The organism is Sphingomonas sp. S2M10, assembly GCF_012650175.1.
Taxonomy (GTDB): Bacteria; Pseudomonadota; Alphaproteobacteria; order Sphingomonadales; family Sphingomonadaceae; genus Sphingomonas.
Window position 1 is genome coordinate 20,741 of record NZ_JAAILI010000055.1, and the last position, 19,080, is coordinate 39,820.

Genomic DNA, 19,080 nt, shown 5'->3' on the forward strand with positions numbered 1-19,080 from the left:
CTCCCGCCGCTTCGCGGCTCCTTCCCTCTCCCAAGGGGAGAGGGACCGTGGAGCGGCGCAAAACCCCCTCTCCCCTTGGGAGAGGGGAGGGGCCCGCGCGCGCCAGCGCGTGGGAGGGGTGAGGGTGATGCGCCTCTACCAGAACCAGCCCGCCGGCACGGTAGACCAGCTCCGCGCACTCCGACGCTCTCCGACGGATGCCGAGAAGCGCCTGCGCCGCGCACTGCGGGAGGGGCTTCCGGGTCGTAAGTGGCGCTTCCAGGCGCCGATCGGCCCCTATCGGGTCGATTTCCTCTGTTTTTCGGAAAATCTCGTGATCGAGGTCGATGGCGGCCAGCATGCGGAGGCCGCGGAATATGATGCAGCCCGCACGCGCTTCATCGAGGGCGAGGGGTATCGGGTGCTGCGCTTCTGGAATCACGAGGTGCTGGGCAATACCGACGGCGTGCTCGCCGAGGTCGCGCGCCATTTGGAGGGTGCGGATCAGTGACACGTGCCACCCTCACCCTCCCGCCGCTTCGCGGCTCCTTCCCTCTCCCAAGGGGAGAGGGACAATGGGGCGACGCTCGCGCCCCTCTCCCAATGGGAGAGGGGAGGGGCCCGCGTGCGTCAGCACATGGGAGGGGTGAGGGTGGCCACGCCGCCCCCCACCCCATCACCTCAAGCCTCTTCTTCGAACAGCTCGACCGCCACATCGGCGTTGGCCGACAGGCGCACCTTGTCGCCCTCGACCTCGGCGACCAGGCCGCCGGGGAGATAGTGGTGGTGCCCTTCATGGCTGCCTTCGGCGCCTTCGATCTGGGCGCCCGAGTCCTTCTTGGTCAGCTTGATGCGGTCGCCATCGACATGGTCGACGGTGCCGACATGGACGCCGTCGGCGCCGATGACTTCCATATGCTCCTGGATTGCGCTCAGATCTGCCATGGGTCTTCTCCTACTTGGGGTTCGCGCACCGAACGCACGCGGTCGCGAAACGATGCACGCTGGCCCAAGGGACGTCTGCCATACGCAGGGATAGCCGCATGAAGATCCGCGCCGCCACCGCCCTCGCCGCCCTCGTCCTGCTCGCCGCCTGCGCGCACCAGGTGCCGAGCGCGGTTGCCCCGCAGGCCCCGGGATTCCTGCTCGGGCTGTGGCACGGCTTCATCTTCCCCGTCGCCTGGGGGCTGTCGCTGCTCTTCCCGGACGTCGCGGTCTATGCAGTGCCGAACAATGGCGGCTGGTATGATTTCGGCTTCTTCATCGGCGTGGTGTTCCTGGGCGTCGGCGCGCAGGGTGGCCGCAGGGTCGTCTATCGCGAGCGCATCGTCGTGCGCGATGGCATGAAGACCGTCCGCGGACGGGTGATCGACCAATGACCCGTACCCTCGCCCTTCAGGCCGGCCTCGGCATCGCTTCGGGCACGGCAGGACTGATCGTCCTCCTCCGCCCCTCGGCGGCGCGCGGGCTGCTGCGCATCCGGCCAAGCGAGCCGGCGACCTATGCGCTGCGGATCGGCGGCATGATGCTGGTCGCGCTCGGCCTGTTCCTCACCGGCTTCGCGCTGGCCTTTGCAAGCGCGGGAGGCGTGGCGTGAGAGAAACCGTCCAACTTGAGCGCAGCGGCTATCAAGCTACCGGCAAGCACTGGTTTGCCCTGAAGCTGATCATTGCTCTTTTCGTTTTGGGGCTACTCAGCATGCTGCCCCTCAAAGACAATATCCTGCACTGGGGATATGTCGCCGTCGCATTCCACGGGATTTTTGAGGCCCTTCGACTTCTTGTCACGCCCCACCGAAGTCATGAGGTTGCTGATGGCCAGTCATATCGCACCATTCGCGTTCAAGGAGCATTGCTGCTGATTGCATGGGCAGCACTTCTACTCTTTGCCATCCAAAAATTGTTCTGATCCGGAGTACCCCAGATGTCGCTTCTCGAAGCCCGCAAGACCTACAAGCCCTTCGAATATCCCTGGGCCTATGAATATTGGAAGCGCCAGCAGCAGGTCCACTGGCTGCCGGAAGAAGTGCCGCTGGGCGAGGATTGCCGCGACTGGGCGCAGAAGCTGACCGATCACGAGCGCAACCTGCTGACGCAGATCTTCCGCTTCTTCACCCAGGCCGACGTGGAAGTGCAGGATTGCTACCACGAGAAATATGGCCGCGTGTTCAAGCCGACCGAGGTCAAGATGATGCTCACCGCCTTCTCCAACATGGAAACGGTGCACATCGCGGCGTACAGCCATCTGCTCGACACGATCGGCATGCCCGAGACCGAGTACAGCGCCTTCCTCCAGTACAAGGAGATGAAGGACAAGCACGACTATCTCGCCACCTTCGGCGTCGATACCGACGAGGATATCGCCAAGACGCTGGCGATGTTCGGCGGCTTCACCGAGGGGCTGCAGCTGTTCGCCAGCTTCGCGATGCTGATGAACTTCCCGCGCTTCAACAAAATGAAAGGCATGGGCCAGATCGTCAGCTGGTCGGTGCGCGACGAGAGCCTGCACTGCGAAGGCATCATCAAGCTGTTCCACACCTTCACGAAGGAGCGGAACTGCCTGACCCCGAGCGTGCGCGACGACATTCTCGACATGTGCCAGAAGACCGTCCGCATCGAGGACGCGTTCATCGACCTGGTGTTCGAAATGGGCCCGGTGAACGGCATGACGCCGAAGGACATCAAGAAGTACGTCCGCTTCATCGCCGACTGGCGCCTGGGCCAGCTGGGCCTGAAGCCGATCTACATGATCGACGAGCATCCGCTGCCCTGGCTCGCCCCGCTGCTCAACGGCGTCGAGCACGCCAATTTCTTCGAGACGCGCGCGACCGAATATTCGAAGGCGGCGACGCGCGGCCAGTGGAACGAAGTGTGGGACAGCTTCGACAAGCGCCGCCAAGCCAAGACCAGCACGATCGCCAACGAAGACGCGATTGAAGGCGACATGTTCGCCAAGGCGGGAATCGCGGCGGAGTAAGACGGGCCGGCAGCGAAGGCCGGCCCTCCCCTCCCTTGGTCATCCCGGCGAAAGCCGGGATCCATTGGGGTCTAAGGTGCCGGCTCCTGCCGAAAGCGAGAGGCGAATGGATCCCGGCTTTCGCCGGGGCGCAAGCGGACCCACCGCCTACGCCCCATAGCTCACCCCAGTGCGGCGATGAACGCCCGCGCATTGGCGCCGACCTGCTCGGCGCTCATCCCCGCCTTGTAGAGCGCCGAACCCAGGCCGAAGCCAGGCGCGCCGGCGGCGATCCACGGCGCCATGTTGTCCGGCGCAACGCCGCCCACCGGCAGGATCCGCGCCTCGGTCAGCACCGCGCGCATTGCCTTGAGCACCGTCGGGCTTGCCGCCTCGGCCGGGAACAGCTTGAGCGCGGTCGCGCCCGCATCGAGCGCCGCGAAGGCCTCGCTCGGCGTCATGATTCCCGGCAGCGAGACCAGCCCCGCCGCCGCGCTCGCGCGGATCACGTCGAGGTTCGCGTTGGGCGAGATGATCATCGTGCCGCCGGCATCGGCTACGGCCTGCACCTGCTCGACGCGCAGAACCGTGCCCGCGCCGATCACCGCCCGCCCGGCGAAGCGCTTGGCCAAGCGCGACACGCTTTCCAGCGGCTCGGGCGAATTCATCGGCACTTCGATCAGGGTGAAGCCGGCCGCGACCAGCTCGTCGCCGATCGCCTCGACCTCGTCGGGCTTCACGCCCCGCAAGATCGCGATCAGCGGGCAACGGGCGAAGGCGGCGTCGAATTCGGCGATGTGGCTCATGCAATCTGCTCCGCAAGTGCGAGGATCCCCGCGACGAACGCATCATGGCTGCTGGCGATGACCGCCTCGCGACCCTGCGCACCGATCGCGGCGGCATATAGGCCGCCCAGCATCGGGTCGGCCAGGATGTGGACGATGTCGTGCCCGGCATGCGCGAGCCGCGCGGCGACGTCGCTGCCAATCAGCAGGCCGCTGGCAAAGGCTGCTGCATCGGCATCGTCGCGCACGCCCAGCATCTTGGCGGCGCGGATGCCGAACAGCGAGGCGGCTAGGTCGCGCTTGCGCCCCTCCTCCACGCCTTCGAGAAAGGCCGGCCCCACCGCCACATCGCCGCCGAGCTGGGCGGCGAGCAGGCCGTGCTTGCGCAGCGTCGCGAACAGCTCGCCGGTCATCGCGGTGGTGAAGTCGGCGATGCGGCCATCCACCATCTCGACCCATTTGCAATGCGTGCCCGGCTGAACGAGCAGCGCGTCGGCGGGCGCCAGTCCTGCCCGCACCGCGCCGAGCAGCTGGACTTCCTCGCCGCGCATCACGTCCGGCCGGCCGGTGACCAGCGTCGAGACGCCGGGCACGATCGCGCCGCGTTCCTCGACCCAGAGCAGTCCGGCCGCCAGCTCGGGGATGCCCGCCGGGGCCGCGACATAGGGCGCCGGCGCCCAGCCGATATTGGCGCCAACCATGCCCGCCATCAGCAGCGGCAGGTCGCCGTGGCGCGCGCGAATGCCGGCGGCCTCGGCGGCGAAGTCGGTGACCGAGGTGACGCCCTTGTCGTCGCGCTCGGTATGGGTGACGGCGCCGTTCTCGATCACGAACACGCGGCGATTGGTCGTGCCCCAGTCGACCGCGAGAAAGGCGCCCGAGAAGCTTACCACCATGTCGCGTACAGCCCGATCAGGATGAGGATGATCACCACGGCGGCAATGTTGAAGCCGGTGGTGGTGTGGAAGCGCACGCCTTCCATGCGGATGCGGTTGCTGCCCCCTGCCGCGGGACGGGCCAGCGAGACGATCACCGCCAGCGCCAGCGAGGCGAGGAAGACGATGCCCATGCGGTTGATGAACGGCACCGCGTTCAGCGCTTCGATCCCACCCCACTTCGCCGGGAACCAGAAGACGAAGCTGAGCACCACCGAAGCGACCGCGCCGACCAGCGCACCCGCCTCGGTAGCGCGCGGCCAGAACAGGCCGAGCAGGAAGATGACGGTGATGCCCGGCGTCACGAAGCCCGAGAATTCCTGGATATACTGGAAGGCCTGGTCGAGGCTGCCGAGCAGCGGCCGCGCGGTGAACATTGCGAGGATGATCGACACCACCGCGGCGATCCGGCCGACGCGCACCAGATGCGTTTCATAGCCCGCCTTGTCGTCGCCATCCTCAGCGCGGCTCTGCACGCCCTTGAGCTTGGCGTAGATGTCGAGCGTGAAGATCGTCGCGATCGAGTTGATCTTGGACGCGGTGGACGCGATGATCGCCGCGATCAGCGCCGCGAAGACGAGGCCGAGCAGCCCGGTGGGCAGCAGCGCCATCATCGTCGGATAGGCCTGGTCGGGCTTGGCGAGATTGGGTGCCAGCACCACCGCGGCGATGCCCGGCAGCACGATGACGACCGGCATCAGCAGCTTCAGGAAACCGGCGAACACCACGCCGCGCTGCGCCTCGGCCAGGCTTTTCGCCGCGAGCGCGCGCTGGATGATATACTGGTTGAAGCCCCAGTAGCTCAGGTTGGCGATCCACATGCCGCCGACCAGCACGGCGATGCCGGGCAGATCCTTGTAGTGCGGATTGTCGGGCGAGAGGATCATGTCGAAATGGTCGGGCACGCGCCGCGTCAGTTCCTGGAACCCGCCGATCACGCCGCTATCGCCGCCGATCTTGGTCAGCGTCAGATAGGCGACGACCAGTCCGCCCAGCACCAGCAGCGTCACCTGGACGATGTCGGTCAGCGCCACCGCCTTGAGGCCGCCGCGCAGCTGGTAGAGCAACGCGAAGGCACCGAGGCCGATCAGCGCCACGTCCTGATTGACCCCCGCCACCTGGGTGACCGCGATCGAACCCAGCCAGATGATCGAGGTGAGGTTCACGAACACGTACAGGATCAGCCAGAACACGGCCATCACCGTGCGGATCGTCGGCCCGAAGCGCTGCTCCAGGAACTGCGGCATCGTGTAGATTTCGTTGCGCAGGAAGATCGGCAGGAAGAACTTGCCGACGATCAGCAGCGTCAGCGCCGCCATCCATTCATAGGACGCGATGGCAAGGCCGATCGCATAGCCCGAGCCGGACATGCCGACGATCTGTTCGGCCGAGATGTTCGCCGCGATCAGCGAGGCGCCGATCGCCCACCAGGGCAGGTTCTTCGAGGCGAGGAAGTAATCGCTCGAATCCTTGGTGGCGCCGGCCTTGTCGCGGCTCACCCATTGCGCGAGGCCGAAGATGCCGATCGCATAGGCGATCACCACGACCAGATCGATGTTGGAAAGACTCATGCCCACTCCTGCCGGCCGCGGCGCGAGCGGCTTGGCCCGCGCATCTTGCCCCGTTCCCGCCCGGATGCGACGGTCAAACGTTCATTTATCTTATTTATCGGGGTTGTCCAGCGGCGGCGCTGGAGTACGATACTGCTATAGTGCAGTTGCCCGCAGCATGGCATGACCAAGAACAGGAAAGCAAACGCGAGGATGTCCACCTCTCTTCCCCTTCCCGCCGACGAGGTCCGCTCCGGGCTGGGCCGCAATCTCACCTATGGGATGCTCGATGCGTTGGGTCGGGCAATCGTCACCGGCCGCTACGAGACAGAGGCCTTCCCGACCGAGGCGGAGCTCGCGAAGCAGCACGGCGTCAGCCGATCGGTGACGCGCGAGGCGGTGAAGATGCTCACCGCCAAGGGCCTGCTGAGCGCGCGGCCGCGCCAGGGCACGGTGGTGCAGCCGGCCTCGTCGTGGAACCTGTTCGATACCGATGTGCTGCGCTGGCTGCTGGAACGGCAATTCTCGGTCGATCTGCTGCGCCAGTTCAGCCAGCTGCGCATCGCGATCGAGCCCGAGGCGGCGGCGCTGGCGGCGCAGTTCGGCACCGTCGAGGACCTGCAGCGCATCTCGGCCGGACTTGCGCGGATGGAAGCGGCGGAGCGTGGGCTGGACGACACGCTGGATGCCGACATCGCCTTCCACGTCGCGGTGCTGCGCGCCTCGGGCAACCCATTCTACGCGCAGTTCCGCGACATGGTGGCGACCGCGCTGCGCACCTCGATCCGCTTTACCAACCGCATCAAGGGCCGCAGCGCGAGCGTGGCGGACCATGCCGCGGTGCGCGACGCGATCGCCGTGAAGGATCCCGCCACCGCCCGGACCGCAATGCGGACGTTGATCGGCGATGTGGTGGAACTGATCGAAACCGCCGAAGGTGCCGAAGCGGCCTAGGGGATCAACCGGTCTGCACGCAGCCGCGCGAACAGCGCGAAGAACGCGTCGTCGGTCGGCTGATAGGCGATGAAGCCCAGCCGGCGACTTTTCGACATGTCGGTGACGACTTCGATCGGCCGTCCGAGATCCGCATCGGTGTGCCAGGGCGAGGCGAGGCGGGCGAGGATCGGTTCGGCCAGCCCTTCCCGCTCGGCGATGGTCCGCCACAGATCGGCATCGTCGGCCATCTGCCGCTCGAGCGGCTGCACGCTGCCGTCGAACGGCGCCGGCTCCAGGCCGAACCATCCGGCGATCTGCGCCCACATCCATTGCCAGCGGAAGACGTCGCCATTGACGACGTTGAACGCCTCGTTCGCCGCCGCGGGCGTCTCCGCCGCCCAGAGGAGATGGCGGGCGAGCTGGCCCGCATCGGTCATGTCGGTGAGGCCGGTCCACTGCGCGGCCGAGCCGGGGAAGCGGAAGGGCCTGCCGGTTTCCCGGCACAAGGTCGCATAGACCGCGAGCGTGGTGCCCATGTTCATGGCATTGCCCACCGCCTTGCCGATCACCGTATGCGGGCGGTGCACGCTCCAGGTGAAGCCGTCGCGCGCCGCCGCTGCGAACACTTCGTCTTCCTGCGCATAATAGAAATTGTCGACGTCGAGCCGCCCCTGCTCCTCGCGGAACGGCGTCTGCGGCAGGCTGCCCTTGCCATACGCCTCGAACGGCCCGAGATAATGCTTGAGCCCGGTGACCAGCGCGACATGACGCGGCCCCTTCGGCTTGAGCAGCCCGTCGAGCAGGTTGCGCACCATCGCCGAATTGACCCGGATATTCTCCGCCTCGCTGTCCTGCCGCAGCCAGGTGGTGATGAACACTGCGTCGGGGTTCACGCCCTGCAGCGCCCCTGCGGTCGCGGCCGCATCGGTGAGGTCCGCGGCGACCGGTGCGACGCCCGCCTGTGTCACCGGGCGGCGTGCCAGCCCGTGCACCGTCCAGCCCTGCGCCGCCAGCAGGTCCGCCGTCGCACTGCCGACGATGCCGCTTGCGCCTACCACCAAAGCCGTCTTGGCCATTTCTGCCTCCATAAAGCGTTGGAGAACGAGCTAGGCAGCCGGGCGCACGGCTTCTAGACGGCACCAAATCGGAACCTAGGCACCGGAAGGTACCCATAGATGCACCCAGGCACGGCGGATTCGGAATGGCGCGAGGATTGCGCGCCACGGCGCGTGCTGGCGCTGTTCGCCACCAAATGGACGAGCATGGTGCTCCACACGCTCCACGCCCGCCATGGCGGCGCGGCGCGCAGCGGCGTGCTGCTGCGCAGCCTGCCCGGCATCTCCAAGAAGATGCTGACCCAGACGCTGCGCGAGATGGAGGAGGTCGGGCTGGTCGAGCGGATCGTGCAGAACGCGGTGCCGCCGGCGGTCGAGTACCGGCTGACACCGCTGGGCGACCGCTTTGTCGAGCCGGTCGAGCTGCTCTATGCCTGGGGGCGCGACAATGCGGATGCGCTCGACCAGCTCGGCAGCCGGCCCACCGCCCGTCGCGCCTGATCCCTTTAATGGCTGTCGCGCGGCAGACCCTTGGTCTGGGCGATGCGCTGATACTTGACCGCGCTCTCGAACACCGCGCCGCCGTCGAACTGGCCGACCAGCCCGCGATGGATTTCCTGCCACGGCGTCTGTGATTCGGGCACATAGTCGATGCCGAGATCGGCGCGGCGGCGGGCAAGTTCCTCGTCGCTGACCAGCATGTTGGCGCTGCGCGTGTTGAGATCGATGCGGATCCGGTCGCCGGTGCGGACCAGCGCGAGCCCGCCACCCACCGCCGCTTCGGGCGCTGCGTTGAGGATCGACGGGCTACCGCTGGTGCCCGACTGGCGGCCGTCGCCCAGGCACGGCAGCGCATGCACGCCCGCCTGGATCAGCGCCACCGGCGGGCGCATGTTGACCACTTCGGCGCCGCCGGGATAGCCGACCGGCCCCGCGCCGCGCATGATCAGGATGCTGTTCGCGTCGATGCCCAGCGCCGGATCGTCGATGCGGTGATGATAATCCTCCGGCCCGTCGAACACGAAGGCGGTGCCTTCGAACGCGCCCGGGTCGTCCGGGTTGGAGAGGTAGCGTGCGCGGAACTCGTCGGAGATCACGCTGAGCTTCATCACCGCATTGTCGAACAGATTGCCCGACAGCACGGTCAGCCCCGCCGCCGGCCGCAGCGGCGTGGCGAGCGGACGGATCACGTCGTCATCCTCGATCTCGGCCGTGCCGATATTCTCGCCGATGGTGCGACCGTTGACGGTCAGCGCGTCGTTGTGGAGCAGCCCGGCGCGGTACAGCTCGCCCATCACCGCGGGCACGCCGCCGGCGCGGTAGAAATCCTCGCCGAGATATTTGCCCGCCGGCTGCAGGTTGACCAGCAGCGGCACGTCGGCGCCGTGGGATTCCCAGTCCGCGAGGCTCAGCTCGACGCCGATGTGGCGGGCGATTGCGTTGAGGTGGATCGGCGCATTGGTCGAGCCACCGATCGCCGAGTTCACCCGGATCGCGTTGAGGAACGCCTCGCGGGTCAGCACGTCGCTGGGCTTGCGGTCGGCGAGCGTCATCTCGACGATCTGCAGGCCGGTGCGATAGGCGCACTCCGCACGGTCGCGATAGGGCGCGGGGATCGCCGCGGAGCCCGGCAGCGACATGCCAAGCGCCTCGGCCATCGCGTTCATCGTCGTCGCGGTGCCCATGGTGTTGCACCAGCCGGTCGACGGCGCCGAGGAGGCGACGAGCTGGATGAAGCCCTTGTAATCGATCTCGCCGGCCGCGAGCATCTCGCGCGCCTTCCACACGATCGTGCCGGAGCCGGTGCGCTCGCCCTTGAACCAGCCGTTGAGCATCGGCCCGACCGACAGCGCGATCGCGGGGATGTTCACCGTCGCCGCGGCCATCAGGCAGGCAGGCGTCGTCTTGTCGCAGCCGATCGTCAGCACCACGCCGTCGATCGGATAGCCGTACAGCGTCTCGACCAGGCTGAGATAGGCCAGGTTGCGGTCCAGCCCGGCGGTCGGGCGCTTGCCGGTTTCCTGAATCGGATGGGTCGGAAATTCGATGGCGATGCCGCCGGCGTCGCGAATCCCCTCGCGCACCCGCTTGGCGAGTTCGAGATGGTGGCGATTACAGGGGCTCAGGTCGCTGCCGGTCTGGGCGATGCCGATGATCGGCTTGCCCGATTGCAGCTCTTCCAGGCTCAGACCGAAGTTCAGATAGCGCTCGACATACAGCGCCGTCATGTCGGGGTTATCGGGATTGTCGAACCAGGCCCGCGAGCGCAGCGCCGCGCGACGAGTTCCAGCTTCTTCGGTCATGATTCCTCCGCTACGGGCGTCTTGGTCGGCATGGTGTGACTTGATAACCACCCCGCCGGGCAATAGGAAGCATATATATCTTATAAAAGGATGGGCTGAAATGTCGGAGCGGATTCGTCTTGGATTGGTGGGCATTGGCAAGATCGCGCGCGATCAGCATCTGCCGGCGCTGGCGGGCGAGGACCGTTTCGATCTGGTGGCCACGGCGAGCCGGCACGCCTCGGTCGACGGGGTGCCCTCGCACAAGGATGTCGAATCGCTGATCGCCGGCGGGCATGCCCTCGACGCCGTTTCACTCTGCACGCCCCCGGAAGGCCGCTATGACCAGGCCCGGCTGGCGATCGAGGCGGGACTGAACGTGATGCTGGAGAAGCCGCCCGCAGCCACCCTCACCGAGATCTTCGACCTGGCCGAGCGCGCGCGCGCCAAGGGCGTGACGCTGTTCACCACCTGGCATTCGCGGGAGGCCGCGGGCGTGGAGCCAGCGCAGCAATGGCTGGCCGGCAAGAACATCTCCGCGGTGCGGATCACCTGGCGTGAGGACATCCGTCGCTGGCATCCCGGGCAGGAATGGATCCTCGCCCCGGGCGGCTTCGGCGTGTTCGACCCCGGCATCAATGCGCTGTCGATCGTGACCAAGATCCTGCCCGACGCGCTGCTGCTCGACGAGGCCTGGATGGAAGTGCCCGAGGGGCGCGCCTCGCCGCTGCGCGCCAAGCTCCACATGCGCTGCGCGGGCGCGCCGGTAACCGCCGATTTCGACTTCCTGCAGACCGGGCCGCAGACCTGGGACATCGAAGTCGACACCGATGCCGGCACGCTGAGCCTCGGCATGGGCGGCAGCGTCCTCCAGCTTCCGGGCGAGGACGCGCACAAGGCGCCGGACCGCGAATATGCCCGCCTCTATGCCCGTTTCGCCGCGCTGGTGGCGGCGAAGCAGAGCGACGTCGATGTACGCCCGCTCCAGCTGGTGGCCGATGCGTTCCTCGTCGGCGAACGCGCCATCGGCGAGCCCTTCGCTTTCTGACGAGGCTAGCCGCCCGCACCACGCCGGCATCTCCGGCGCGGTGCGGGTGCGCGTCCCCGGCCGAACCCGCCCCTGTCGCTACGGCGTTCGACATATTTTGCGACAACCTTTTTGTGGCACCACGGAAACGAGGCATCTAATGCCGAGTTTGGCAGTGACCGGTGGTTCGGCATTCCTCGATCCACCCCTAAGCGGGTTCTGAAATTTGAACGCACCGACCAGCTATGGCCGCTCGGGCCTGATCCTCGTTGCATCGGCCTTGCTTCTCGCCTCGTGCGGTTCCGGTGACGGCGCCGGCAAACAGCAGGCCGGGGGGCGCCGGGGGCCGTCGGGCCCGCCGCAGGTCGGCTATGTCGTGGTGCAGCCGGACAGCGTGCCGATGACGACCGAGCTCGCCGGCCGCGTCACCGCCTATCAGTCGTCCGAGGTTCGCCCGCAGGTGGCGGGCATTCTCCAGCGCCGCTTTTTCCAGGAAGGCACGATCGTTCGCCAGGGGCAGACGCTCTACCAGATCGATCCGAGCCTGTATCAGGCCAGCGTCGCGCAGGCGCAGGCCAATCTCCAGAACGCGCAGGCCAATCTCGAGGCCGCGCGGATCAAGGCGGATCGTTACAAGCCGCTCGCGGCGATGCAGGCGGTGAGCCAGCAGGATTATACCGACGCCGTCGCCGCCTCGCGCCAGGCCGCCGCGCAGGTGGCACAGCAGCGCGCGGCGTTGCAGACGGCGCAGATCAACCTGCGCTTCACGCGGGTGCCCGCCCCGATCACCGGCCGGATCGGCCGCAGCCTGGTCACCGAAGGCGCGCTGGTCACCAGCAACCAGACCGATCCGCTGACAACGATCCAGCGCCTCGATCCGATCTTCGTCGATATCCAGCAGTCGAGCGCCGACATGCTCGCGCTGCGCAAGGCGCTCGCCAAGGGCGGCATCGCCCCCGCCAGCGCCGCCGTTCGCCTCAAGCTGGAGGACGGCAGCGATTATGAAATGGCGGGCACGGTCGAGTTTTCCGAAGTGGTGGTGAACGAAAGCACCGGCACGGTCACGCTCCGCGCGCGCTTCCCCAATCCGCAGGGCATTTTGCTGCCGGGCATGTTCGTCCGCGCGGTGTTCGCCCAGGCGATCGACACCCAGGCCTATCTGGTGCCCCAGGCGGGCGTATCGCGCGATCCCAAGGGCAACGCGACCGTTTTCGTCGTCGGGCCGGGCAACAAGGCGGTGGCGCGCACCGTCGTCGCCGATCGCACGATCGGGCAGAATTGGGTGATCACCCAAGGGCTTGCGCCGGGCGACAAGGTGATCGTGCAGGGCACGGCGAACCTCAAGCCGGACATCGACATCAAGCCGGTGCCCGCCACCACGCCGCAGAAGATCCAGCCGCCCAAAAAGAGCCAGGGGCAAGGCGGCGCCCAGAACCAGGGCGGCAGCCAGGCCAAGGCGGGCTGAGCCGCCATGTCGCGCATCTTCATCGACCGTCCGATCTTCGCCTGGGTGCTCGCCATCATCGTGATGCTGATGGGCCTCGCCGCGATCTTCTCGCTGCCCATCGCGCAATATCCGGACATCGCGCCCCCGCAGGTCAACATCCGCGCCACCTATCCCGGCGCCTCGGCCGAGACGGTGCAGAACAGCGTCACCCAGGTGATCGAGCAGCAGCTGAGCGGCATCGACGGCCTGCTCTATTTCAGCAGCTCGTCCACCTCGCGCGGCCAGGTGACGATCTCGGCAACCTTCGAGAAGGGCACCAACCCGGACATCGCCCAGGTGCAGGTGCAGAACAAGGTGCAGCAGGCGCTCTCCCGCCTGCCCAGCCAGGTGCAGCAGCAGGGCCTGACCGTCACCAAGTCGAACCCCGATTTCCTGATGATCGTCGGCGTCTATGATTCGACCGACAAGAAGACCAATCTCGACGTATCGGACTGGCTCGCCTCGAACCTGCAGGACCCGCTGTCGCGCATCGAGGGCGTGGGCGACACCAACGTGTTCGGCGCGCCCTATGCGATGCGCATCTGGCTCAATCCGGCGCGGCTCGCCAGCTACGGGCTGATCCCGGGCGACATCATCACCGCGATCCAGAACCAGAATACCGAAATCGCCGCGGGCGAACTGGGCGGCCAGCCCATGCCGAACGAACAGATGCTCAACGCCACCGTGACCTCGCAGTCGCGCCTGCAGACGCCGGAGCAGTTCGCCAACATCATCGTCAAGACCGATGCGACCGGCGCGGCGGTGAAGCTGCGCGACGTGGCGCGGGTCGAGCTCGGCTCGGACAATTACAACTCGTCCAGCCGGATCAACGGCCATCCGGGCGCCGGCCTCGCCATCTCGCTGTCGCCGGGGGCCGACGCGCTGAAGACCGCCGAGCTCGTCAAGCAGCAGGTCGAATCGGCCGCCAGGGGGTTCCCGGCCGGCTTCAAATACGCCTATGCCAACGACACCACCGGCTTCATCAAGCTCTCGATCGAAGAGGTGGTCAAGACGCTGTTCGAGGCGATCGTCCTCGTCGTCATCGTGATGTTCGTGTTCCTGCAGAGCTGGCGGGCGACGCTGATCCCGGCGATCGCGGTGCCGGTGGTGCTGCTCGGCACCTTCGGCGTGTTCTACGCGCTCGGCTTCTCGATCAACACGCTCACATTGTTCGGCCTCGTCCTCGCCATCGGCCTGCTCGTCGACGACGCGATCGTCGTCGTCGAGAATGTCGAGCGGTTGATGGACGAGAATCCGGAGATGACCCCGCGCGAGGCGACGATCCGTTCGATGGACGAGATCCAGGTGGCGCTCGTCGCGATCGCGCTGGTGCTCTCGGCGGTGTTCCTGCCGATGGCGTTCTTCGGCGGCTCGACCGGCGTGATCTACCGCCAGTTCTCGGTGACGATCGTCTCGGCGATGGTGCTCTCCGTGCTGGTGGCACTGGTGCTGAGCCCGGCGCTCACCGCGACGCTGCTGAAGCAGAAGAGCGAGGAAACCGAGATCGAGGACAGCTGGCTGGCCCGCCGCTTCCCCTGGATCGGCCGCGGCCTCGGCACCGCCAAGCGCAAGTTCAACAACGGCTTCGATCGCGGGGTGGATCGCTATACCCGCGCGGTGCAGGCGGTGGTGGACCGCAAATGGATCTTCCTGCTCGTCTATGTCGGCGTCTGCGCGCTGCTGGTGCTGATGTTCGTGCGCCTGCCCACCGGCTTCCTGCCGACCGAGGACCAGGGCGCCGCCTCCGTCCAGTTCCGCCTGCCCGCCGGCGCCACCATGTCGCGGACCAAGGAAATCCAGCTGGCGGTGGAGAAATATTTCCTGACGCAGGAGGCCAAGAATGTCTCGGTGATGTTCTCGGTTTCCGGCGGCGGTGGCGGCGGCGTCAACGGCCAGAACACCGGCCAGGGCTTCATCAACCTGACCGACTGGTCGGATCGCGAGGGCGCGGAGAACAGCGCCGACGGCATCGTCAATCGCGCGGCCGGCGCCTTCCGCAACTTCCGCGACGCTCAGGTCTTCGCGCTGGTGCCGCCGGCGATCCGCGGCCTCGGCCAGTCGACCGGCTTCACCATGGAGCTGCTCAATTCGAGCGGGATGAGCCGCGAGCAGTTCCTCGCCGCGCGCGACAAGCTGCTCGCCGCGGCCAATGCCGATCCGGAGCTGGCCCAGGTCCGCCTGACCGACCTGCCCGACGTTGCGACGCTCAAGGTCGATCTCGACCAGCAGAAGCTCGCCACGCTCGGCCTCAACCAGTCGGACGTGAACGCGACGCTGTCGACCGCCTGGGGCGGCCGCTACGTCAACGACTTCATCGATCGCGGCCGCGTCAAGCGCGTCTATGTGCAGGGCGACGCGCCCTATCGCTCCGAACCCGGCGACCTCGCCCAATGGTTCGTGCGCAGCAGCAACGGCCAGATGGCGCCCTTCACCTCCTTCGCCGCGACCAGCTGGGCGACGGCGCCGACCTCGATGGCGCGGTTCAACGGCGTCCAGTCGTTCGAGTTCAGCGGCCAGGCGGCTCCGGGCAAGAGCTCGGGCGACGCGATGCAGCGCATCGCCGAGCTCGCCGCGCAGATCCCCGGCACCAGCATCGCCTGGGCGGGCCTGTCCTATCAGGAGCGGCTCTCCTCGGGCCAGGCGCCCTTGCTCTACGGCGTGTCGCTGCTCGTCGTCTTCCTGTGCCTCGCCGCGCTCTATGAGAGCTGGTCGATCCCGATCGCGGTGCTGCTCGTCATTCCGCTCGGCCTGGTCGGCGCGATCTTCGCGGTGACGCTGCGCGGGCTGCAGAACGACGTCTATCTGCAGATCGGCCTGCTGACGACGATGGGCCTCGCCGCCAAGAACGCGATCCTGATGATCGAGTTCGCGGAGCAGGCCGAGAAGCAGGGCAAGCGCGTGATCGAGGCGGCGCTGGACGCGGCGCGCATCCGTCTCCGCCCGATTCTGATGACCAGTCTCGCCTTCATCTTCGGCGTGCTGCCGCTGGCGATCTCGACCGGCGCCGGCGCCAACAGCCGTATCGCGATCGGCACCTCGGTGATCGGCGGCATGCTCACCGCAACGATCCTCGCCATCTTCTACATCCCGCTGTTCTTCGTGCTCGTCCGCCGCGGCGTGCGCGACGGCCTGGCCGCGCTGCGCAACCGCCGCCGCCGCACCACCCCGGAGGCCCAGGCATGAAGCGCGCGCTGACGCTCCTCACCACCGTGGCGCTCGCCGGCTGTTCCATGGCGCCCAAGGACGTGCGGCCCGCAGCGCCCGTACCGCCGAGCTGGCCAGTGGGCGATTCCTACCTGCGGACGAGCGAGGCCACCTTGCCCGCGCTCAGCTGGCGCGAGGTGTTCCGCGACGCGCGGCTGCAGACGCTGATCGAGCAGGCGCTGGCCAACAACCGCGATCTGCGCGTGGCGGCGGCGAACATCGCCGCGGCGCGCGCGCAATACCAGATCCAGCGCGGCGCGCAGCTGCCCCAGGTCGACGCCAGCCTCGGCATCACCGAACGGCGCGGCAACGCGAACACCATCGGCAACGGCCTCGGCACCGGCACGGGGACGGGGACGGGGAACACGGGCAATACCGGCAACACCGGCGGCAATGTCGGCGGCGGGGTGCGCACCAACTATTCGACGCAAGCCGGCATCACCGGCTTCGAGCTCGACCTGTTGGGCCGGCTCGCCTCGCTCACCCGCGCCGAGCAGAACACCTATTTCGCCACCGAGGCGGGCGCCCGCGCCACGCGGCTGACCTTGGTCGGCGACATCGCCACCGCCTGGCTCACCTATGCCTCGGACGCGAGCCTGCTCGCGGTCGCCCAGCAGACCGCCAAAAGCGCCGAGGACAGCGTCCGCCTCACCCGCGCGCGCCTCGAAGGCGGCATCGCCCCGCGCACCGATCTCCGCCAGGCCGAGCAGACGCTCGCCACCGCGCAGAACGATGTCGCCCGCCAGACCAGCGCGCTGGCGCAGGACGTCAACGCGCTGCGCCTGCTCGCCGGATCCGAGATCGACCCCGCGCTGCTTCCCGCCTCGATCGAGCAGGCCGCGCCCACCATCGCGGCGGTGCCGGCGGGGCTCGATTCGGGCATCCTCTTGCGCCGGCCGGACGTGGTGCAGGCCGAATATCAGCTGCGCGCCGCCAATGCGCAGATCGGCGCGGCGCGGGCGGCGCTGTTCCCCCGGATCAGCCTCACCAGCGTGCTCGGCTTCGCCAGCACCGCGCTCTCCAGCCTGTTCGACGGCGACGCCTTCACCTGGCAGGCGGGCGGCACCGGCAGCTATTCGATCTTCCGCGGCGGCGCGGGCCGCGCCAATGTGCGGCTCACCGAGGCGCAGCAACAGGCGCAGCTCGCCAATTACGAACGCGCGATCCAGGCCGCCTTTCGCGACGTCGCCAATGCGCTGGCGGTGCGGGGCACGATCGACGCGCAGCTGCGCGCGACCCAGCTGCAGGCCGATGCCGCGGCCGACACCTTCCGGCTGAGCGAGGCGCGCTATCGCGGCGGCATCGACACCTTCCTGCAGAGCCTGGTCTCGCAGCGTTCGCTCTACGCGGCGCAGCAGCAGCTGGTGACGGTGCAGCTCACCGCCGCGACCAACCGGGTGAATCTCTACCGCGCGCTCGGCGGCGATTCGCAGCTGGAGGTGACGCGCGACGGACCGCAGCCGGTGGGCGCTTCCGGAACCGCGGCCACGCCAGGCGGTTGACCGCACGCCCCTGCTTGTGGCAGGCGCATGCGGACCGGGCGGGTATAGCACAATGGTAGTGCAGCAGCCTTCCAAGCTGAATACGCGGGTTCGATTCCCGCTACCCGCTCCATCTAGCAACGCATGACAGCCGATCCCGCCCCGCTCGCACTCTATGTGCATTGGCCGTTCTGCGTGTCCAAATGCCCCTATTGCGACTTCAACAGCCATGTCCGCGAAAGCGTCGACCAGGCGCGTTGGCGCGATGCGTTGCTGGCGGACCTTGCCCATGAAGCGGCGATGCTGCCGGGACGGCGGCTGGGCTCGATCTTCTTCGGCGGCGGCACGCCCTCGCTGATGCCGCCCGCAACGGTCGCCGCGATCATCGACGCGGCCGCCAAGGCCTGGACGTTCGAGGACGGCATCGAGATCACGCTGGAGGCGAACCCCTCCTCGGTCGAGGCGGCGCGCTTTGCGGACATCGCGCACGCCGGGGTGAACCGGGTTTCGATGGGGCTGCAGGCGCTCGAAGACGACGCGTTGGTCTTCCTCGGCCGGGCCCACGGCGTGGATGAGGGGCTGGCGGCGCTGGCAACCGCGCAGGCGGCGTTCCAGCGCGTCAGCTTCGACCTGATCTATGCCCGGCCCGGCCAGTCGCTGGAGGCCTGGGAGGCCGAACTGCGCCGCGCGATCGGCTTCGGCACCGAGCACCTCTCGCTCTACCAGCTGACGATCGAGCCGGGCACGCGCTTCGCGACGCTGGCGGCGAAGGGCCAGCTGACGATCCCCGATGCCGATATGGGCGCAGACCTGTTCGAGATGACGCGCGCGATCACTGCGGCGGCGGGGCTGCCCGCCTATGAGATCTCCAACCATGCCCGCCCCGGCGCGGAGAGCCGGCACAACCTCACCTATTGGCGCTACCGCGACTATGCCGGCGTCGGGCCCGGCGCGCACGGCCGGCGCGGCGGGCTCGCGACACTCCGCCACAAGAAGCCGGAGAACTGGCTCGCCGCGCTCGACCGCAACGGCCATGGCATGGAGCGCGAGGATCGGCTGGATCCCGCCGATCGCGCGATTGAGGCGCTGCTGATGGGACTGCGAATCGGCGAGGGCGTGGACCTCGATCGTATCGCCTTGCTGGCGGAGGGCACGCCGCCGATCGATGCGAAGGCGCTCGACCGTATCGTGCAGCAAGGGCTGGCCGAGCGCGAAGGGAGCCGGCTGCGGATCACCGAAGCAGGCATGCCCGTGCTCGAAGCGATACTGCGCGAGATCGTTGTCTAGCCGCCCGCCAACCTCACCCTTCCGGCGCTTCGCGCCTCCCTCCCTCTCCCATAGGGAGAGGGAATTCAGCGCCCTCTCCCCTATGGGAGAGGGAGGGGACCCGCCGCCGGAGGCGGCG

18 protein-coding genes and 1 tRNA gene are annotated in these 19,080 nt (G+C 67.7%); 13 read left to right on the forward strand and 6 right to left on the reverse strand.

The genetic code is table 11. The features are described 5' to 3' along the window. The first annotated feature begins 127 nt into the window (after positions 1 to 127). A complete protein-coding gene (locus S2M10_RS12845; protein ID WP_168846554.1) occupies positions 128 to 490 on the forward strand; it encodes a DUF559 domain-containing protein in 363 nt (120 codons plus the stop codon). A 170-nt stretch (positions 491 to 660) separates the two neighbouring features. On the opposite strand, the gene S2M10_RS12850 is transcribed toward S2M10_RS12845, so the two are convergent. Beyond that, on the reverse strand, positions 661 to 924 hold the full coding sequence (locus tag S2M10_RS12850) for a DUF2171 domain-containing protein (protein ID WP_168846398.1): 264 nt from the start codon (positions 922 to 924) through the stop codon (positions 661 to 663). Positions 925 to 1,022: 98 nt separating this feature from the next. Here S2M10_RS12850 and S2M10_RS12855 point away from each other — a divergent pair, with 98 nt between their 5' ends. Genes S2M10_RS12855 through S2M10_RS12870 form a run of 4 tightly spaced genes read left to right on the forward strand, consistent with a single transcriptional unit; the run spans position 1,023 to position 2,955 of the window. Then, on the forward strand, positions 1,023 to 1,358 hold the full coding sequence (locus S2M10_RS12855) for a hypothetical protein (RefSeq protein ID WP_168846399.1): 336 nt from the start codon (positions 1,023 to 1,025) through the stop codon (positions 1,356 to 1,358). Beyond that, on the forward strand, positions 1,355 to 1,576 hold the full coding sequence (locus S2M10_RS12860; protein ID WP_168846400.1) for a hypothetical protein: 222 nt from the start codon (positions 1,355 to 1,357) through the stop codon (positions 1,574 to 1,576). Before S2M10_RS12855 ends, S2M10_RS12860 begins: the two co-directional genes overlap by 4 nt. After that, complete coding sequence (locus S2M10_RS12865; protein WP_168846401.1) at positions 1,573 to 1,887, forward strand: hypothetical protein; 315 nt, start codon at positions 1,573 to 1,575, stop codon at positions 1,885 to 1,887. Before S2M10_RS12860 ends, S2M10_RS12865 begins: the two co-directional genes overlap by 4 nt. Before the next feature lie 15 nt (positions 1,888 to 1,902). Continuing rightward, positions 1,903 to 2,955: a ribonucleotide-diphosphate reductase subunit beta gene (locus tag S2M10_RS12870; protein ID WP_168846402.1), complete on the forward strand. Its 1,053-nt coding sequence runs from the start codon at positions 1,903 to 1,905 to the stop codon at positions 2,953 to 2,955. A gap of 161 nt (positions 2,956 to 3,116) precedes the next feature. On the opposite strand, the gene S2M10_RS12875 is transcribed toward S2M10_RS12870, so the two are convergent. The 3 genes from S2M10_RS12875 to S2M10_RS12885 are packed head-to-tail and all read right to left on the reverse strand — an operon-like array spanning position 3,117 to position 6,225. Continuing rightward, positions 3,117 to 3,740, reverse strand: coding sequence for a 2-dehydro-3-deoxy-6-phosphogalactonate aldolase (locus S2M10_RS12875; protein ID WP_168846403.1), 624 nt, complete (start codon positions 3,738 to 3,740; stop codon positions 3,117 to 3,119). Further along, the gene (locus tag S2M10_RS12880; protein ID WP_168846404.1) at positions 3,737 to 4,615 is read right to left on the reverse strand and encodes a 2-dehydro-3-deoxygalactonokinase; all 879 of its coding nucleotides are present in this window, start codon (positions 4,613 to 4,615) and stop codon (positions 3,737 to 3,739) included. Before S2M10_RS12880 ends, S2M10_RS12875 begins: the two co-directional genes overlap by 4 nt. Then, positions 4,606 to 6,225, reverse strand: coding sequence for a sodium/sugar symporter (locus S2M10_RS12885; protein ID WP_168846405.1), 1,620 nt, complete (start codon positions 6,223 to 6,225; stop codon positions 4,606 to 4,608). Before S2M10_RS12885 ends, S2M10_RS12880 begins: the two co-directional genes overlap by 10 nt. A gap of 192 nt (positions 6,226 to 6,417) precedes the next feature. Here S2M10_RS12885 and S2M10_RS12890 point away from each other — a divergent pair, with 192 nt between their 5' ends. Beyond that, on the forward strand, positions 6,418 to 7,158 hold the full coding sequence (locus S2M10_RS12890) for a FadR/GntR family transcriptional regulator (protein WP_168846406.1): 741 nt from the start codon (positions 6,418 to 6,420) through the stop codon (positions 7,156 to 7,158). Here the strand turns inward: S2M10_RS12890 and S2M10_RS12895 are convergent. Beyond that, positions 7,155 to 8,216 (reverse strand): SDR family oxidoreductase, encoded by a 1,062-nt coding sequence (locus tag S2M10_RS12895; protein ID WP_168846407.1) that lies wholly within the window; start codon positions 8,214 to 8,216, stop codon positions 7,155 to 7,157. The genes S2M10_RS12890 and S2M10_RS12895 overlap by 4 nt on opposite strands. A gap of 99 nt (positions 8,217 to 8,315) precedes the next feature. Here S2M10_RS12895 and S2M10_RS12900 point away from each other — a divergent pair, with 99 nt between their 5' ends. After that, positions 8,316 to 8,696 carry a helix-turn-helix domain-containing protein gene (locus S2M10_RS12900; RefSeq protein WP_168846408.1) on the forward strand — a complete coding sequence of 127 codons (381 nt, stop codon included), beginning with the start codon at positions 8,316 to 8,318 and terminating at the stop codon, positions 8,694 to 8,696. A 5-nt stretch (positions 8,697 to 8,701) separates the two neighbouring features. Here S2M10_RS12900 and S2M10_RS12905 read toward each other — a convergent pair whose 3' ends face one another. Continuing rightward, positions 8,702 to 10,498: an IlvD/Edd family dehydratase gene (locus S2M10_RS12905; RefSeq protein WP_168846409.1), complete on the reverse strand. Its 1,797-nt coding sequence runs from the start codon at positions 10,496 to 10,498 to the stop codon at positions 8,702 to 8,704. Between the two features lie 100 nt (positions 10,499 to 10,598). On the opposite strand from S2M10_RS12905, the gene S2M10_RS12910 reads away from it, so the two are divergent. The 6 genes from S2M10_RS12910 (at position 10,599) to hemW (ending at position 18,962) form a co-directional block, all read left to right on the forward strand. After that, entirely contained in the window at positions 10,599 to 11,525 is a 927-nt protein-coding gene (locus tag S2M10_RS12910) for a Gfo/Idh/MocA family oxidoreductase (protein WP_168846410.1), read from the forward strand. Between the two features lie 205 nt (positions 11,526 to 11,730). Continuing rightward, positions 11,731 to 12,969, forward strand: coding sequence for an efflux RND transporter periplasmic adaptor subunit (locus S2M10_RS12915; protein WP_168846411.1), 1,239 nt, complete (start codon positions 11,731 to 11,733; stop codon positions 12,967 to 12,969). A gap of 6 nt (positions 12,970 to 12,975) precedes the next feature. Next, a complete protein-coding gene (locus S2M10_RS12920) occupies positions 12,976 to 16,173 on the forward strand; it encodes an efflux RND transporter permease subunit (RefSeq protein ID WP_168846412.1) in 3,198 nt (1,065 codons plus the stop codon). Next, positions 16,170 to 17,696, forward strand: a complete 1,527-nt coding sequence (locus S2M10_RS12925; RefSeq protein ID WP_168846413.1) for an efflux transporter outer membrane subunit — start codon at positions 16,170 to 16,172, stop codon at positions 17,694 to 17,696. Before S2M10_RS12920 ends, S2M10_RS12925 begins: the two co-directional genes overlap by 4 nt. A 38-nt stretch (positions 17,697 to 17,734) precedes the next feature. Beyond that, positions 17,735 to 17,808 (forward strand) — tRNA-Gly (locus tag S2M10_RS12930). 11 nt (positions 17,809 to 17,819) lie between these two features. After that, positions 17,820 to 18,962: a radical SAM family heme chaperone HemW gene (gene hemW / locus S2M10_RS12935; RefSeq protein ID WP_168846414.1), complete on the forward strand. Its 1,143-nt coding sequence runs from the start codon at positions 17,820 to 17,822 to the stop codon at positions 18,960 to 18,962. The last annotated feature ends 118 nt before the right edge of the window (positions 18,963 to 19,080 follow it).

Bases quoted from the DNA above. Each gene is read 5' to 3' on its own strand.
- S2M10_RS12845 (WP_168846554.1), top strand. From the start codon at position 128: ATGCGCCTCTACCAGAACCAGCCCGCCGGCACGGTAGACCAGCTCCGC.
- S2M10_RS12850 (WP_168846398.1), bottom strand. From the start codon at position 924: ATGGCAGATCTGAGCGCAATCCAGGAGCATATGGAAGTCATCGGCGCC.
- S2M10_RS12855 (WP_168846399.1), top strand. From the start codon at position 1,023: ATGAAGATCCGCGCCGCCACCGCCCTCGCCGCCCTCGTCCTGCTCGCC.
- S2M10_RS12860 (WP_168846400.1), top strand. From the start codon at position 1,355: ATGACCCGTACCCTCGCCCTTCAGGCCGGCCTCGGCATCGCTTCGGGC.
- S2M10_RS12870 (WP_168846402.1), top strand. From the start codon at position 1,903: ATGTCGCTTCTCGAAGCCCGCAAGACCTACAAGCCCTTCGAATATCCC.
- S2M10_RS12875 (WP_168846403.1), bottom strand. From the start codon at position 3,740: ATGAGCCACATCGCCGAATTCGACGCCGCCTTCGCCCGTTGCCCGCTG.
- S2M10_RS12880 (WP_168846404.1), bottom strand. From the start codon at position 4,615: ATGGTGGTAAGCTTCTCGGGCGCCTTTCTCGCGGTCGACTGGGGCACG.
- S2M10_RS12885 (WP_168846405.1), bottom strand. From the start codon at position 6,225: ATGAGTCTTTCCAACATCGATCTGGTCGTGGTGATCGCCTATGCGATC.
- S2M10_RS12890 (WP_168846406.1), top strand. From the start codon at position 6,418: ATGTCCACCTCTCTTCCCCTTCCCGCCGACGAGGTCCGCTCCGGGCTG.
- S2M10_RS12895 (WP_168846407.1), bottom strand. From the start codon at position 8,216: ATGGCCAAGACGGCTTTGGTGGTAGGCGCAAGCGGCATCGTCGGCAGT.
- S2M10_RS12900 (WP_168846408.1), top strand. From the start codon at position 8,316: ATGCACCCAGGCACGGCGGATTCGGAATGGCGCGAGGATTGCGCGCCA.
- S2M10_RS12905 (WP_168846409.1), bottom strand. From the start codon at position 10,498: ATGACCGAAGAAGCTGGAACTCGTCGCGCGGCGCTGCGCTCGCGGGCC.
- S2M10_RS12910 (WP_168846410.1), top strand. From the start codon at position 10,599: ATGTCGGAGCGGATTCGTCTTGGATTGGTGGGCATTGGCAAGATCGCG.
- S2M10_RS12920 (WP_168846412.1), top strand. From the start codon at position 12,976: ATGTCGCGCATCTTCATCGACCGTCCGATCTTCGCCTGGGTGCTCGCC.
- S2M10_RS12925 (WP_168846413.1), top strand. From the start codon at position 16,170: ATGAAGCGCGCGCTGACGCTCCTCACCACCGTGGCGCTCGCCGGCTGT.
- hemW (WP_168846414.1), top strand. From the start codon at position 17,820: ATGACAGCCGATCCCGCCCCGCTCGCACTCTATGTGCATTGGCCGTTC.